Here is a 16,112-nt window from a genome sequence, read left to right as displayed (position 1 = left end):
TTTTCCATATGAAAACACTCGTAAATTAGAATATTGTGGATAAATATGACATGCTTAATTTTACCTGCACTTTTTGCCGAATGCTGATACAATAAAGGATGTTACTATTTAGTAGAAAGAGTGGTAAGCATGTTAGATTGGATGAAAAAGCTGTTTAACAAAGAGGAAGAACAAACAGCGATGAATAAAGAAGTACCAAAGCAAATTGAAAGTCAGCCGAAAATTCCTCGTGTAAACCACTACACTGAAGCAAGAGAAGCACAAATGGCAAGTAGGAATGCAGGTAAATGCCGTTTTCCTTTAGTACCGGATAATGGGTTCGATGAAGAGGATGAAAGCGAAGTAAATCGCTTTGAAGAACAACCTGTTCAAGGAGTAGCATATGAAGAACCGACTGCCCAAAGAGGAATAAAGGTGGAAAGAAGCAGACGACCGTATGTGGAAAAGGTTGTTTCTACATATGAAGAACCGGAAGTGCAATATGAACCGGTGCGGGAGTCTGTCGTTAAAAAGGCATCTGCACCTTCGCAAGAGAGTAACCGTAGACCATTTCGTCCAACAGAAATGATTTCGCCAATTTATGGATATAACCGTCCTTCAGTAGAGAAAAAGGTTGAAAAGCAGGAGGAAGTAAAAGAAAGAGAAGATCTTGAAATATCTGTAGAGGGTAAATCAGTCGTTGATGCATGGTTAGAGAAAAAAGGATATAAATTATCTGATTTCTCAGAAGGACAAGCACCAACTTCTTCTAGTCATAGAGCTGCTAACCAGCAAGGAGAGCAACAATATGAAGAGAATAAAAAGGAAGAAAAGTCAGTAGTTGATCAATGGCTAGAGAAAAACGGTTATGAAATTGAACGCCAAGTGCCTTTAGTAGAAGAAAAAGAAGTGATTAAAGAAATGAGTACACCGCAGGAAGTTTCAGCGGATGAATTACTTCATAAAACAGTAGCTGAGCAGATGGAAAGTGCTAAGCTAGAAAAAGATGTAGTGGTGTTAAACGAAAACAATCTACAAGAAGAATTAGTAGCTTCTAAAGTAGAGCACGAGGATACAATATTATCAGAAGAAATTAAACGTAATACAGAAATAAAACAACCTACTATTGAAGTAGAAAAGCAAGCTCCAGAAGAATCAGTGATTGTCAAAGCAGAAGAAAAACTTGAAGAAACAATCATTGTGGAAATACCAGAAGAAGTGTCAAAAGTAGAAGTAATTGCAGAAACGGAAGAGCTTGAAGAAGTAGTTATGGAAACAGAGGCACCTGAAGAAGTGGAAGAAGAAGTGGAAGTAATTGCAGAAACGAAAGAGCCAGAAGAAGTAGTTATGGAAACAGAAGAAGTGGAAGTAATTGCGGAAGCAGAAGAAGTAGAAGTGATTGTAGAAACAGAAGAGTCAGAAGAAGTGGAAGTAATTGCGGAAGCGAAAGAGTCAGAAGAAGTGGAAGTAATTGCGGAAGCGAAAGAGTCAGAAGAAGTGGAAGTAATTGCGGAAGCGAAAGAGTCAGAAGAAGTGGAAGTAATTGCGGAAGCGAAAGAGTCAGAAGAAGTGGAAGTAATTGCGGAAGCGAAAGAGTCAGAAGAAGTGGAAGTAATTGCGGAAGCGAAAGAGTCAGAAGAAGTGGAAGTAATTGCAGAAACAGAAGAGTCAGAAGAAGTGGAAGTAATTGCGGAAGCGAAAGAGCTAGAAGAAGTGGAAGTAATTACAGAAACAGAAGAGTCAGAAGAAGTGGAAGTAATTGCGGAAACGGAAGAAGTGGAAGTAATTGCGGAAGCAGAAGAAGTGGAAGTAATTGCGGAAGCAGAAGAAACAGAAGTGATTGCAGAAACAAAAGCGCCTGTAGTAGAGACATTTGTAGCACTTGAGGAAATTCAGCAAGAAGATGAAGCAATTGAACAAAAGAGTGAATTCATACATGTTGCTGAGGCTGATGAACAAACGAAGAAAGATGTTCAAAGCTTTGCGAATGTTTTAATTGCAGAAACAGAGGAAAATAGACGAGTTGTAGAAGAAGCACAGGTCGCAGAAGAGCAACGAGTTGTAGAAGAAGCGCCAGTCGTAGAAGAGCAACGAGTTGTAGAAGAAGCGCCAGTCGTAGAAGAGCAACGAGTTGTAGAAGAAGCGCCAGTCGTAGAAGAGCAACGAGTTGTAGAAGAAACACCAATCGCAGAAGAGCAACCAGTTGTACAAAAAGAAGAACCAAAACGTGAGAAAAAGCGCCATGTACCATTTAATGTTGTTATGTTGAAACAAGATAGAACACGATTAATGGAAAGACATGCAGCTAGAGCAAATGCAATGCAGCCTTCTGCTAATGTACGAGTAGAGAATAAGCCAGTACAACAAGAGGTAGCAGAACCACAAGTGGAAGAACGCCCAGTGCAGCAAGTAGTAGCAGAACCACAAGTGGAAGAAAACCCAATGCAGCAGGTGGTAGTAGAACCACAAGTGGAAGAACGTGCAGTGCAGCAGGGGGTAGTAGAACCACAAGTGGAAGAGCGCCCAGTGCAGCAGGTGGTAGTAGAACCACAAGTGGAAGAAAACCCAATGCAGCAGGTGGTAGTAGAACCACAAGTGGAAGAACGTCCAGTGCAGCAGGTGGTAGTAGAACCACAAGTGGAAGAGCGCCCAGTGCAGCAGGTGGTAGTAGAACCACAAGTGGAAGAGCGCCCAGTGCAGCAAGTAGCAGAACCACAAGTGGAAGAACGCCCAGTGCAGCAAGTAGTAGCAGAACCACAAGTGGAAGAGCAACCAATGCAGCAAGTAGTGGTAGAGCAAGTACAAAAGCCAATTTCAAGTACGGAAGTACAAGAGAAAGCATATGTTGTAAATCAAAGAGAGAACGATATGCGAAATGTATTGCATACACCACCGACATATACTGTTCCACCATTAGCGCTGTTGTCGATTCCACAGCAATCAGCGTTAGATAATACAGAATGGTTAGAGGAGCAGAAAGAATTATTAGATACAACGTTTAATAATTTTCACGTTGGCGCACATGTTATTAATGTATCGCAAGGGCCAGCGGTAACTCGTTTTGAAGTACAGCCAGACCCAGGTGTGAAAGTAAATAAAATTACAAACTTAAGTGATGATATTAAGTTAAGTTTAGCTGCGAAAGATATTCGTATTGAAGCGCCGATTCCAGGGAAGAGTGCAATTGGAATTGAAGTTCCAAATAAAGAAAGCAAGCCAGTATTTCTTCGCGAAATTTTAAGAAGTCCTGTATTCACAAAGAGTGAATCACCGCTTACTGTTGCGCTTGGACTTGATATTTCAGGGGACCCAATTGTAACGGATATTCGAAAAATGCCGCACGGACTTATTGCGGGTGCAACGGGTTCAGGTAAAAGTGTGTGTATTAACGCCATTTTAACGAGTATTTTATATAAAGCGAAACCACATGAAGTGAAGTTAATGTTAATTGATCCGAAGATGGTTGAGCTTGCACCATACAATTCTGTTCCGCATCTTGTAGCACCTGTTATTACGGATGTAAAAGCAGCGACAGCTGCATTAAAATGGGCAGTTGAGGAAATGGAACGCCGTTATGAATTGTTTGCACACGCAGGTGCTCGTGATTTAACTCGCTACAATACGATTGTAAGTGAGCGAGAAATTCCAGGAGAGACATTACCTTATATCGTTATTGTCATTGACGAGTTAGCCGATTTAATGATGGTAGCACCTGGTGATGTTGAGGAAGCGATTTGTCGTATTGCGCAAAAAGCACGTGCTTGTGGTATTCATTTATTAGTAGCGACGCAGCGTCCATCTGTAGATGTTATTACAGGTTTAATTAAGTCAAACATTCCAACGCGTATTGCGTTTACTGTATCATCTCAAGTTGATTCGCGTACGATTATTGATATTGGGGGCGCGGAGAAATTACTTGGCCGTGGTGATATGTTATTCTTAGGGAACGGTACATCTAAACCAGTTCGTGTACAAGGTGTATACGTATCGGATGATGAGATTGAAAAAACAGTTGATCATGTGAAAAAGCAAATGAAGCCGAATTACTTATTTAAGCAAGAGGATTTATTAGCGAAAACAGAACAAGCTGAGTCGGAAGACGAATTGTTCCTTGATGCATGTCAATTTGTTGTAGAACAAGGGGGAGCGTCCACATCTTCTGTACAGCGAAAATTCCGCATCGGTTATAATCGCGCGGCACGTCTCATTGAAGAGATGGAATCGCAAGGAATTATTTCTGAAGGTAGAGGAACGAAACCGAGAGATGTCCTTATTTCTGAGGATGAATTTGCCGCTATGCAGGAAACAAATGTATAGTAAACGGTTTTGCTGTATACTAAGAGAAAATGTTGGATAGTAAAGTAGGGAGTAAAGCGACATGAAAGAAATTGAATTAAAATTAAAAGGTGAAATAAATAGACTAACAAATAAAACATTTAAATTTGACGAACGTGTTGGAGAAGGTTGGTTCTCTGCCGTTTACTTTTTAAAGACTAGAGAAATCATCGAAGAATTTCGCCCGAAAAGTGTTGTAACGATGCAATTTTTCCAAAAGGAAAATGCAGTTCTTTGCGGAACGGATGAAGTAATTGCATTGCTACAAACATTCGCTAAAAATCCTGAGGAACTTGAAATTAACTCTTTAAAAGATGGCGATAAAATTAGTCCATTTGAAACAGTGTTAACAATTCATGGTCCTTATGAAAATTTCGGATTTTTAGAAGGTGTCATTGATGGGATTTTAGCTCGTCGTACATCGGTTGCGACAAACGTATATAACGTTGTCCAAGCTGCGCGTAGCGTAGATAAAGAAAAACCAGTTATTTTCATGGGAGATCGTGATGATCATTATACACAACAAGCTGGTGACGGTTATGCAGCATACATCGGAGGTATGAGCGCACAAGCGACGCATGCGATGAATGAATGGTGGGGCAAAAGTGGTATGGGGACGATGCCTCACGCATTAATTCAAATGTTTAATGGTGATGTTGTGGAAGCGGCAAAAGCATATCATAAGAAATTCCCAGAAGATGAATTAGTTGTATTAATTGATTACAACAATGATGTCATTACAGATGCACTTCGCGTAGCGCGTGAATTTGGATCAACATTAAAAGGTGTACGTGTAGATACGTCCCGCACGATGATTGATCAATACTTTATTCGCCACCCAGAAGTACTTGGAACATTCGATCCACGTGGTGTAAACCCATCGCTTGTATTCGCACTTCGTAAAGCACTTGATGAAGAAGGATTCCAGCATGTAGACATCGTTGTAACTGGTGGATTTGATGAGAAGCGTATTCGTGAATTTGAAGCTCAAAACGTACCTGTTGACATATACGGGGTAGGAAGTAGCTTATTAAAAATGAATATTGGCTTTACTGGTGATAATGTAGAACTAAATGGGAAACCAGAAGCAAAAGCTGGTCGTAAATATCGTCCAAACCCACGTTTAGAGCGTGTTCAATTAGAAAAAAGAGAAGAGATGTGAAAGAGAGAGAAAGTCTGATAGGTGATTGACCCTATCAGTTTTTCTGTTATCATAGTATAGCGGCTTCTTTTTTGCTATAATGGACTTATTATGGACATATAATTAAGTACGTATGAGTTTATCCTGATAAGTGAAGGGAAAGAATAACTTCACTACATCAAAAATGTATGATGATTACCAAAATAAGAAAAGATTCATATACTGTCTTATAGATAGGCCGTTGTATTAGTTCGAAATGTTGGAGGTTCTTTAAGATGACAGTTTACCATTTTGTAGGAATTAAAGGAACAGGAATGAGTTCATTAGCGCAAATTCTTCATGATATGAAGCATACTGTTCAAGGGTCTGATTATGAAAAGCGTTTCTTTACACAAACAGCGTTGGAAAAGCGTAGTATCTCGATCCTTCCTTTTGATAAGAATAATGTAGAAGAAGGACAAGTGATTATTGCAGGAAATGCATTTCCTGATACGCATGAAGAAATCGTAGCAGCAAAAGAATTAAACATCCCAGTCCATCGTTACCATCATTTCTTAGGTGACCTGATGAGCCAATACACAAGTGTTGCTGTAACTGGTGCACACGGAAAAACATCAACAACAGGTTTGTTAGCCCATGTAATGCAAGGTGCACACCCAACATCTTACCTTATTGGAGATGGAACAGGGCATGGGGTAGAAAATAGTAAGTATTTTGTATTTGAAGCTTGTGAGTATCGTCGTCATTTCTTGTCTTATAATCCAGACTATGCAATTATGACGAATATTGATTTTGATCATCCAGATTATTTTGCAGACATCAATGATGTATTCAGTGCATTCCAAGAGATGGCATTGCAAGTGAAAAAAGGCATTATTGCATGTGGAGATGATGAAGAACTTCAAAAAATTCAAGCGAAAGTACCTGTTATTTTCTATGGATTTGGAGAAGATAATGATTTCCAAGCACGCAACATTCAAAAGAGAACAGATGGTACGATATTTGATGTATTCGTTCGTAACACGTACTATGATACGTTCAAAATTACAGGATACGGCAATCACAGCGTATTAAATGCGTTAGCAGTAATCGCGCTTTGCCATTATGAAAATGTTGATGTAGAAGCAGTAAAACATCAATTAACAACTTTTGAAGGCGTAAAACGTCGCTTTAATGAAAAGCCGATGGGAGAGCAAGTAATCATCGATGACTACGCACACCATCCGACAGAGATTAATGCAACGATTGAAGCTGCTCGTCAAAAACATCCAGAGCGTGAAATTGTCGCTGTATTCCAGCCACATACATTCTCACGTACAGAAAAGTTCTTAGATGAGTTCGCAGAAAGCCTAAGCAAAGCTGACCAAGTATACTTATGTGATATTTTCGGATCAGCACGTGAAAACAAAGGTGAATTAACAATCGAAGATCTGCAAAAGCGTATTGACGGTGCAGAATTAATTACAGATACAACAACGGATGTATTAAAGAAACATAAAAACGGCGTTCTAATTTTCATGGGCGCAGGTGACATCCAAAAATTCGAAGCGGCTTACGTAAAAGAAGTTCAAGTTGCAGAGAAATAATAGAAAAGACGCATAGCTTGGCTGTGCGTCTTTTTTATGTTGTCGTGGTTGTGCATTAATGTTGAAACGTCGATATATATGGAGTTGTGTTCGATATGTTTCAAAAATCGTTGATATATTGGTACGCGTTTTGAAATATAAATGTTAGAATAATAAGAAAACTAAAAAGGGGACTAAAAAATATGTTCACACTCCGAGTAGATGACGAAATCGAACTACAATTACTAGAAAAACATCATAAAGAGGAACTATATCAATTAATAAATCAAAACCGTAACCATTTAAGAAGATGGCTTCCTTGGGTAGATGGGACGAAATCTGCTGATGCTTATGATGAGATTTGTCCGATGTGGTTAAAGAAGTTTGCAGAGGGAGACGGTTTTGAAAGTGGCATACGTTATAAAGGGAAGCTTGTTGGGATGGTAGGCATTCATCCAGTGAGCTGGGGGAAGAAAGTGGCGAGCCTTGGATATTATCTGGCAGAAGATGCTGGCGGGAAAGGCATTATGACGCGTAGCGTAAAGGCTGTACTTCACTATGCATTTGAGAATTTAAAATTAAATAAAATGGAAATTAGATGCGGTGTTGAAAATGTGAAAAGCCGCGCGATCCCAGAACGTTTAGGATTTAAGTTAGACGGTGTTTTAAGAGATGAAGAATGGCTATACGATCACTTCCACGATATCGCTGTATATAGTTTATTAGCTTCAGAGTGGAAGGAGATTCGATGAACGAGAAGATTCATATTGTTCCGTATGAAAGTAAATTTCAAGACGAAGTAGTAAATCTTATCGTTCATATTCAGCAAAAAGAGTACAATGTCCCCATTACGAAAGAAGAGCAGCCAGACCTGCTTGAAATAGAAACATTTTATCAAAGGAATCATGGAAACTTTTGGGTAGCAAATTATGATGGTAAAGTAGTTGGAACAGTAGCTTTATTAGATATTGGGAATCATCAAGTAGCGTTAAGAAAAATGTTCGTAAAAAAAGAATTTCGCGGAAAAGAGTGGGGTGCATCACATAAGTTGCTCCAAACAGCAATTTCATGGGCTGAGAATAAAAAGCTGAAAGATATTTACTTAGGAACGACAGTGAAATTTTTAGCGGCGCATCGCTTTTATGAAAAGAATGGTTTTCAAAGTGTGAGTATAGACGAGTTGCCGAAAAACTTTCCGGTGCTACAGGTAGATAAGAAATTTTATAGGTACATTGTGTAAAAGGTCATTTAGAAATGGCCTTTTTCTATGAACTAAAATGGAAATAGTGGTATAATTTGGATTAGGGGGTGTAGGTATGAACTTTCCAATTCAAAGAAGTAAGTCAGTAGTCATTTTCGTTTGCCTTACGTTAGTTTTTATGTTTATATATCCAATTGTCATGCTTTTCACTAATAAAGCGCATTGGATGTCAGCGTTGATTGGGATGGGTTTATGCTTCATTGTAAATGTACCACTCGTTTGGGAAGTATTTATTAAAAAACATAAAGTAGAAAATGGCGTATTAAAGTACGGTATTTTAAATGATGATATTGTATTAAAAGATGTGAGAATTATACGTCAGGTCGGAAAGTCTCTTGAAATTACGACGAATGCATATAAAGTACATATGGTTGCGATGCCGCAAGATATGAATGAATTTTTGGCGCTTATCGAAAAAGAAAATCCACATGTGAAAATAGAAATGGTGGGTAAGAAATGAAATATGTAAAAGCTTTGTTTTGCTTAGAAATATTACTGGTGCTTGCTATTTGCACTAGAGTATATATGAAATGGGATTTGCCCTTATATATACCAATATTAATAAGTACTATTGCAGTGGCACTTTTATATTATTTTCATTTTCAGCAAACAAAAAGTGAGAAAAGTAGCACTATGTAGTTAGGGGGATTAGAAATGAAAAAAGCCCTTATGTTATTTTTACTTCTGTTAACTGCATCCTTTCTTTTAATAGGGTGTAGTGCGAAGAAGGAAAAGGCTGATATGAACTTAGAAAAGGCACAAAAAGTTGAAATTGAATCACTTACTGATTCAAGTGAGAAAAAAGTAATTACCGATAAGAAAAAAATTGAAAAGCTGTTTGAAGTCATGAAAATGGATAAGTGGAAAATGCAATCGGCTCCTTTAGATACTCCGCAAGGGAAAACATTTACAATGTATCAAGAGGATACACCGAAATTATTGGATTCGAGTAAAGATAAAAAAGAGTTACATGAAATTGGTACGATGACAGTATATAAAGATGTCCCTTATGTCGAAGTTGAAATGAAAAATAAGAAAATGAGTTTTAAAGTGCCAGAAGATGTGGCGAAAGAGTTATTAAAGTATTAATAAAAAAAACGCTCGGAAAAATCCCGAGCGTTTTTTTTATTATTTTAAGTTCTCTGGGTTTAAAGCTTCTAATTCAGGTACAACGAAGCGCCCGTCTTTACGGATTAGTACGTCGTCAAAGTAAATTTCGCCGCCGCCGTATTCAGGGCGTTGGATACATACTAAGTCCCAATGGATGTTCGAGTTGTTACCGTTCCATGCATCGTCGTAAGCTTGTCCAGGAGTGAAGTGGAAGCTGCCATCGATTTTTTCATCGAATAGGATGTCTCCCATTGGATGTAAGATGTATGGGTTTACGCCGATTGCGAACTCACCAACGTAGCGTGCGCCTTCGTCTGTATCGAAGATTTTGTTAATGCGTTCTGAATCGTTTGCAGTTGCTTCAACGATTTGGCCGTTCTCGAACTTAAGTTGTACATTTTCAAATGTATAACCGTTGTAAGGAGATGGTGTGTTGTAAGAAACTGTACCGTTAACAGAATCACGAACTGGTGCAGAGTATACTTCACCGTCTGGAATGTTTAAATGACCGGAGCATTTAATTGCTGGAATGTCTTTAATAGAGAATGTTAAGTCAGTTCCAGGACCAGTTAAACGAACTTTATCTGTTTTATTCATTAATGTAACAAGGCTGTCCATCGCCTTATCCATTTTACCGTAGTCTAAGTTACATACTTCAAAGTAGAAGTCTTCGAAAGCTTCTGTACTCATTTTAGCAAGCTGTGCCATAGAAGCATTTGGGTAGCGAAGAACAACCCAGCGTGTTTTTGGAACGCGAATGTCTCTATGAACTTTTTTACCAACTGTTTGGCCATGAACTTTCATACGCTCACTTGGAACGTCAGCTTGTTCATTAATATTATCGCCAGAGCGAAGGCCGATATAAGCGTCCATGTCTTTCATTACGCTTGCTTCATATGCAGCGATTTGTTCGAAATGTTCTTCAGTAGCACCCATTAATAAAGAGCGATCTACTTGATGATCTTTTAAAGAGACGAATGGGAAACCACCAGCTGCATATGCTTCTTTTACAAGTGCAGTTACAAGTTCTTTTTGTAAGCCAAAGTTTTCAATTAATACTTTTTCACCTTTTTGTAAGCGGATAGAGTAGTTAATTAAATTGTATGCTAACTTTTCAATACGTGGATCTTTCATATGTAAAGCCTCCCTACTAATTATGTATCCTCTCCTATTGTAACCTACTTAGTGGAATTTGTTGAATGATTTATGTTACAGTTAACGAATAAGTATGAAAATTCTAATGATGAGATAGGGATTAGAATGAAACGGAAAATGATTGTATAATAGGGGAAAGTATGAAAAAGATAAAGGAAGTGATGAAATGCAAGTTCTTTTATATGTAAGTGCGGCTATTATCGCGGTTGCTTTCGCAGTATTAGTAGTGTATGTATGTAGAACGTTGTTATCGGTTCAGAAGACGTTAGAAAACGTTGCAAGCACGTTAGAAGGTTTAGAAAAACAAATGCAAGGAATTAGCGTAGAGACAGAGCAATTATTACATAAAACGAATGCGTTAGCTGATGATATTCAACAGAAGTCACAGTCATTAAATAAAGTGGTAGCGGGTGTAGATGGGATTGGAACGACAATCCAATCTTTAAATACGAAGCTTCGTAATGTATCAGACTCTGTAACGGACGAAATTGAAAATAACGCTGATAAAGTAGCGCAAGTTGTACAGTGGAGCAGTGCGGCGATTGAAGTATACAATCATTACCGTGCGTCGAGACAAGAGAAGAAGGTTGAAAAAGAAGAGCGTAAATTAGAAAGAATTGAGAAAAAAGCTGAAAAGAAAGAGAAACGCTCTAGATTTCGTATGAGAGGTGAATCGTGATGAATATGACAAAACTTGAAACAATTGAAGAGCTTGAAGTCTTAGTAGAAAAGAACGAGCCGTATGTTCTTTTTAAACACAGTACGACATGCCCAATTAGTCACGGTGCATACACAGAATTTCAAGCGTATTGCAGCGAAGAAAGAGAAGTACCAGCGTATTACTTATACGTACAAGATGCGAGAGATGTGTCAAATCGTGTTGCAGAACAATACAGTATTAGACATGAATCACCGCAAGTGTTATACATAAAAGATGGGATGGTAGTATGGAATACATCTCATTGGAATATTAAAAAAGATGCTTTAGAAGAGAATATAAAGTAAAAAGAAGCAAGCTAAAGGTGCTTGCTTCTTTTTTTTGTTTTTGTTGAAATATATTTAGTGGTACACTATTAATAGTTCAAACTAAATAACTAGATTGTTGAAAGTAGGTTTTAAGTAATGAAGAAAATGGCATTATCCTTCGCAGTCGTAAGTTTATTACTGGGAGCTTGTAGTAACAATAGTAATACGATTAGTAAGAAGGATGAAGTTATACAAAAAGATACAAAAGAAAAAAGTATGATTCCGAGAACTGCTGTTTCTAAAGATTATTATAGAACTGTTATTCCTTTAAAAGAACAAAAGGTTATTAATACAGCTAATATAAAAACAAATTCTAAATTAGATTTAGCAGAGTATGAAAATGGTTTAATAAATATTGCAACGCAGCAATTTGATACAGAGAGTCACGTACTGCAATTAAACCAGTATATTCCAGAGAAACTAATTGATGAACTAGTTGCGAAAGTAGAAGCGCCAGTTTTGACAAATATTATAGAACAAGATTATTTCGGAAAACAGAATTCAAATGAATTAAGTTTATCTGGTGTGATGATTGGCTTAGCTATGTCTTCAAGTGTATCGAATGAAGAGGCTATGTCTAAAGGGACTGAAGTTGCTAAACAACTTATTGAAGCTATTAACAAAAATGATAAATATAACAAATCTCCAATTACGTTTGCTATCTTTAAGCAAGAAAGTACAAGTTCTTTAAAAAATGGTACGTATATTGCTAGTGCTACTGTTCAAAAGAATGATACGAACCTTGGAAATTGGAGTACGATCGATGAAAAGTCGTATTCATATCCTTCTGATGAATTTACACAAGCACATGGAGAAGATAATACAAAAATAAATAACTTTGCTAAGGAAATAAAAGGTTTTTCTAATGGAGATTTTATTCCAGTCAACGCTAAAGTTTCTTATAAGAAAGATCAAATGGATACATTAAATATGAATATTGTTATTAAATATAACGGTAAAACAGAATTAATGGCTCTTACCCAATTGGCTGCTCAAGGCATGTTAGACAAATTGCCTAAAGATGCGAAAGTACAATTACAGATCAAGTCCGAGAGTAAAATTGAGGCCGTTATTATAAAAGAGAAAAACAGTGATAAACCGTTTGTTTCCTTCTTGTAAAAAAAGACAGTATGTAAACTGTCTTTTTTTTATTTTAAATGAAAATATATAATGTTTTTTGATAGTAATTCCTTGCTGTATATCGTGTGACAATCGTATATGTATCAGCTATAATAAATTATCTTAAAAAAGTAACATATAGGAATTTGAAAGAGGTGGCTTTCTTATGGCATCACAACAATTAGGTCGTTTACGTTCTGAAATTGATCAACTTAATTTACAAATATTAGAGTTACTAAACGAAAGAGGTCGTCTCGTACAAGAAGTTGGTAATTTAAAAGAAGTACAAGGTGTGAAACGTTTTGATCCTGTACGTGAAAGAAATATGCTGGATTTAATTGCAGAGAATAATAATGGTCCATTTGAAACTTCGACTTTACAACATATTTTCAAACAAATTTTTCAAGCTGGTTTAGAATTACAAGAAGACGATCATCGTAAAGCATTACTTGTTTCTCGTAAGAAAAAAACAGAAGATACGATTGTTGAAATTAATGGTGAAAAAATTGGTGACGGAAATCAGCATTTTATTATGGGACCGTGTGCAGTGGAAAGTTATGAACAAGTACGTCAAGTTGCTGAAGCAATGAAAGGGCAAGGTCTGAAATTAATGCGTGGTGGTGCGTTTAAACCACGTACTTCACCGTATGATTTTCAAGGTCTTGGATTAGAGGGATTACAAATTTTGCGCCAGGTAGCAGATGAATATGATTTGGCTGTTATTAGTGAAATTTTAAATCCGAATGATATTGAGATGTCATTAGATTACGTTGATGTTATTCAAATTGGCGCTCGCAATATGCAAAACTTTGATTTGCTAAGGGCAGCTGGTGCTGTGAATAAACCAGTATTATTAAAACGTGGTCTATCAGCAACGATTGAAGAATTCATTAATGCGGCAGAATATATTATGGCAAAGGGAAATGGGAACATTATTTTATGTGAACGAGGTATTCGCACGTATGAAAGAGCGACGCGTAATACGCTTGATATTTCCGCTGTGCCGATTTTAAAGAAAGAAACACATTTACCTGTCGTTGTCGATGTAACGCATTCTACAGGGCGACGTGACCTTCTCTTACCAACTGCAAAAGCAGCGATGGCAATTGGTGCAGACGCAATTATGGCTGAAGTACATCCCGATCCAGCTGTAGCTTTATCTGATGCAGCGCAACAAATGAATATACCGCAGTTCAATGATTTTATGAATGAATTAAAATCATTTGGAAGTAAATTATAAAAACTTTTAATGAGCTGTTCCAAAAAGGCATTTTGGAACAGCTTTCTCCTATTGTATAGCGACTGTCATTGTCGATTTTTGTTGGTAAGTTGATATATTTAAAAAATCGCTGATATAATTAGAGTTGCGGTCGATATATTTGGAAAATCGCTGATATATTTCGAGTTACAGTCGATATATTCGAAAAATCGCCGATATAAATTTCATTTACTATCGTACTGCTTAAAATAAGATTTCTACTAAGGAAACATCTATTTTTTTACAAAAAATGCCCTTTTTTCATAAAAAATACGAAAATACGAGAAAAGAAGCGAATTTTTTCGAAACTTTTGCGGGAAAATATTGTATGAGCCTGCGTTTTTATCGTATCATTAGTAAAAGGAAGAACTCGGGACGATTGGTGGCATCTGCAAATAGAGTTGATGTCTTTTTTTCATTCAAGTAACCGATACATAAAAATAGATAACAAAAATAGAAGGAGTGTGCGATGAGATGAACGTAACAATATATGATGTAGCGCGTGAAGCGAACGTTTCAATGGCTACCGTATCACGCGTTGTGAACGGTAACCCAAATGTAAAGCCTACAACAAGAAAGAAAGTATTAGAAGCAATTGATCGTTTAGGATACCGCCCAAATGCGGTAGCACGTGGACTAGCAAGTAAGAAGACAACTACAGTAGGTGTTATTATTCCTGATATCTCAAATACGTTTTATGCAGAACTAGCTCGTGGAATTGAAGATATCGCAACAATGTACAAATATAACATCATTTTAAGTAACTCTGACCAAAACAAAGAGAAAGAGTTCCATTTATTAAATACGATGCTTGGAAAACAAGTGGACGGAATTGTTTTCATGGGTGAAGATATTACAGACATTCACATTGAAGAATTTAAAAAATCTCCAGTACCAATTGTATTAGCAGCATCATTTGATGAGCAAAATGAAACGCCATCAGTAAATATTGATTATACACAAGCAGCTTATGATGCAATGAAGCACTTTATCGAGCAAGGACATAAACGTATCGGTTTCGTCTCTGGTCCTTTCATTGATAAAGCGGGAAGCGCGAAGAAGTTACAAGGTTATAAAAAAGCTTTAGAAGAAGCAGGTATTTCATATGATGAAAATCTTGTAATCGATGGAGATTACACATATGACTCAGGTATCGAAGCATTCGAAAAGCTTTGGAGCAATGATGAAAAGCCAACAGCAATCTTCGTATCTTCTGATGAAATGGCACTAGGTGTAATCCATGCAGCACAAGACGCTGGATTAAACGTACCAACTGACGTAGAAGTACTTGGTTTCGATAATACACGCCTTGCATTAATGGTTCGTCCGCAGCTTTCAACAGTTGTTCAACCGATGTATGATATCGGTGCAGTAGCAATGCGTCTATTAACAAAGTATATGAACAAAGAAAAAGTGGAAGATCACACTGTTATCTTACCTCACCGTATCCAATTTAGAGATTCAACGAAGTAAGTATAAAAAAGCTCACAGCGATTGCTGTGAGCTTTTATTCGTATTCAGGATAGTATTTTTGTACGACTGCATTTACCATTTCGTCTTTTTGCAAGTTAATTGATATTTTTAGTACAGTTATATTACTTTGTAAATTTACAACTTCGATGTAAAAAAACTGTTTGTCTAAGTCAATCGTAACATAATCGAATCGTTCGGATAGCTCTAATTTATATGTAGTAGTATATTCCAAATGAAAGCCTCCTTATTGTATAAGTGTATGTTATAATGCCTTCGCTATAGATGGGGCTATTCCTTGTTATATGTCACATAAGTGCAAATTTAACTATTATAGGGCAATGTCATGTATAATAGAAAGAAAAGGCTTGTGAGGGGGGAAAAGAGATGATCGTTCTTTGGATAATTACGCTTTGTATGACTGCTATTTTTGCATATATGACGTTAAAACAAAATGGTTTAAAGCGATTTGTTCCAGGAAGTATTCTTGCAGGAATTGCCCTTATCACGTATGTAATTTCTATTTTTATTGAAAGTGTATCAGTAGATATGAGCACAAGTTTAATGTTTATTGGTATTACACTATTTGCAGGTAGCATTATGGTACTTATGGTTGCTGGTATTATTTTATTTATTCATATGAATTCGGAAACGTTATAGCATATAGAAAAGGCATGTCTTGAGGGGACATGC

The 16,112-nt window shown here is 37.1% G+C and carries 16 protein-coding genes; 14 read left to right on the top strand and 2 right to left on the bottom strand.

Features of this window, described 5'->3' with window-relative positions; all coding sequences use genetic code 11:
• The first annotated feature begins 129 nt into the window (after positions 1-129).
• From BC_RS23385 to BC_RS23355, 8 genes are all read left to right on the top strand, one after another.
• The gene (locus BC_RS23385; protein WP_000888025.1) at positions 130-4,296 is read left to right on the top strand and encodes a DNA translocase FtsK; all 4,167 of its coding nucleotides are present in this window, start codon (positions 130-132) and stop codon (positions 4,294-4,296) included.
• A gap of 61 nt (positions 4,297-4,357) precedes the next feature.
• On the top strand, positions 4,358-5,476 hold the full coding sequence (locus BC_RS23380; RefSeq protein ID WP_000658370.1) for a nicotinate phosphoribosyltransferase: 1,119 nt from the start codon (positions 4,358-4,360) through the stop codon (positions 5,474-5,476).
• 254 nt (positions 5,477-5,730) lie between these two features.
• Positions 5,731-7,041 (top strand): UDP-N-acetylmuramate--L-alanine ligase, encoded by a 1,311-nt coding sequence (gene murC / locus BC_RS23375; protein WP_000219468.1) that lies wholly within the window; start codon positions 5,731-5,733, stop codon positions 7,039-7,041.
• A 182-nt stretch (positions 7,042-7,223) separates the two neighbouring features.
• On the top strand, positions 7,224-7,772 hold the full coding sequence (locus BC_RS23370; RefSeq protein WP_000494663.1) for a GNAT family N-acetyltransferase: 549 nt from the start codon (positions 7,224-7,226) through the stop codon (positions 7,770-7,772).
• On the top strand, positions 7,769-8,260 hold the full coding sequence (locus tag BC_RS23365) for a GNAT family N-acetyltransferase (RefSeq protein ID WP_001003091.1): 492 nt from the start codon (positions 7,769-7,771) through the stop codon (positions 8,258-8,260). The genes BC_RS23370 and BC_RS23365 overlap by 4 nt, the downstream gene beginning before the upstream one ends.
• A gap of 76 nt (positions 8,261-8,336) precedes the next feature.
• Complete coding sequence (locus BC_RS23360; RefSeq protein WP_001010641.1) at positions 8,337-8,741, top strand: PH domain-containing protein; 405 nt, start codon at positions 8,337-8,339, stop codon at positions 8,739-8,741.
• The gene (locus BC_RS28115; protein WP_000878324.1) at positions 8,738-8,920 is read left to right on the top strand and encodes a hypothetical protein; all 183 of its coding nucleotides are present in this window, start codon (positions 8,738-8,740) and stop codon (positions 8,918-8,920) included. The genes BC_RS23360 and BC_RS28115 overlap by 4 nt, the downstream gene beginning before the upstream one ends.
• Before the next feature lie 15 nt (positions 8,921-8,935).
• On the top strand, positions 8,936-9,370 hold the full coding sequence (locus tag BC_RS23355; RefSeq protein ID WP_000709855.1) for a hypothetical protein: 435 nt from the start codon (positions 8,936-8,938) through the stop codon (positions 9,368-9,370).
• Positions 9,371-9,409: 39 nt separating this feature from the next.
• Here the strand turns inward: BC_RS23355 and BC_RS23350 are convergent, their stop codons facing one another.
• The gene (locus BC_RS23350; RefSeq protein ID WP_000654729.1) at positions 9,410-10,525 is read right to left on the bottom strand and encodes an aminopeptidase; all 1,116 of its coding nucleotides are present in this window, start codon (positions 10,523-10,525) and stop codon (positions 9,410-9,412) included.
• 187 nt (positions 10,526-10,712) lie between these two features.
• On the opposite strand from BC_RS23350, the gene BC_RS23345 reads away from it, so the two are divergent.
• From BC_RS23345 to ccpA, 5 genes are all read left to right on the top strand, one after another.
• Positions 10,713-11,225, top strand: a complete 513-nt coding sequence (locus BC_RS23345; protein WP_001197720.1) for a DUF948 domain-containing protein — start codon at positions 10,713-10,715, stop codon at positions 11,223-11,225.
• A complete protein-coding gene (gene ytxJ / locus BC_RS23340) occupies positions 11,225-11,551 on the top strand; it encodes a bacillithiol system redox-active protein YtxJ (protein ID WP_001057469.1) in 327 nt (108 codons plus the stop codon). The genes BC_RS23345 and ytxJ overlap by 1 nt, the downstream gene beginning before the upstream one ends.
• A gap of 117 nt (positions 11,552-11,668) precedes the next feature.
• Positions 11,669-12,691 carry a CamS family sex pheromone protein gene (locus BC_RS23335; RefSeq protein WP_000738025.1) on the top strand — a complete coding sequence of 341 codons (1,023 nt, stop codon included), beginning with the start codon at positions 11,669-11,671 and terminating at the stop codon, positions 12,689-12,691.
• A gap of 166 nt (positions 12,692-12,857) precedes the next feature.
• Complete coding sequence (locus tag BC_RS23330) at positions 12,858-13,931, top strand: bifunctional 3-deoxy-7-phosphoheptulonate synthase/chorismate mutase (RefSeq protein WP_000168209.1); 1,074 nt, start codon at positions 12,858-12,860, stop codon at positions 13,929-13,931.
• Positions 13,932-14,423: 492 nt separating this feature from the next.
• Entirely contained in the window at positions 14,424-15,422 is a 999-nt protein-coding gene (gene ccpA, locus BC_RS23325; protein WP_001103297.1) for a catabolite control protein A, read from the top strand.
• 34 nt (positions 15,423-15,456) lie between these two features.
• Here the strand turns inward: ccpA and BC_RS23320 are convergent, their stop codons facing one another.
• The gene (locus BC_RS23320; RefSeq protein ID WP_002195827.1) at positions 15,457-15,654 is read right to left on the bottom strand and encodes a hypothetical protein; all 198 of its coding nucleotides are present in this window, start codon (positions 15,652-15,654) and stop codon (positions 15,457-15,459) included.
• Between the two features lie 152 nt (positions 15,655-15,806).
• Here BC_RS23320 and BC_RS23315 point away from each other — a divergent pair, with 152 nt between their 5' ends.
• On the top strand, positions 15,807-16,079 hold the full coding sequence (locus BC_RS23315) for a DUF3917 domain-containing protein (RefSeq protein WP_000636589.1): 273 nt from the start codon (positions 15,807-15,809) through the stop codon (positions 16,077-16,079).
• The last annotated feature ends 33 nt before the right edge of the window (positions 16,080-16,112 follow it).

Source organism: Bacillus cereus ATCC 14579 (assembly GCF_000007825.1).
Taxonomy (GTDB): domain Bacteria; phylum Bacillota; class Bacilli; order Bacillales; family Bacillaceae_G; genus Bacillus_A; species Bacillus_A cereus.
Note: the sequence above shows the minus strand (reverse complement) of the source record. Positions and strands in the feature narration are given on the sequence as shown.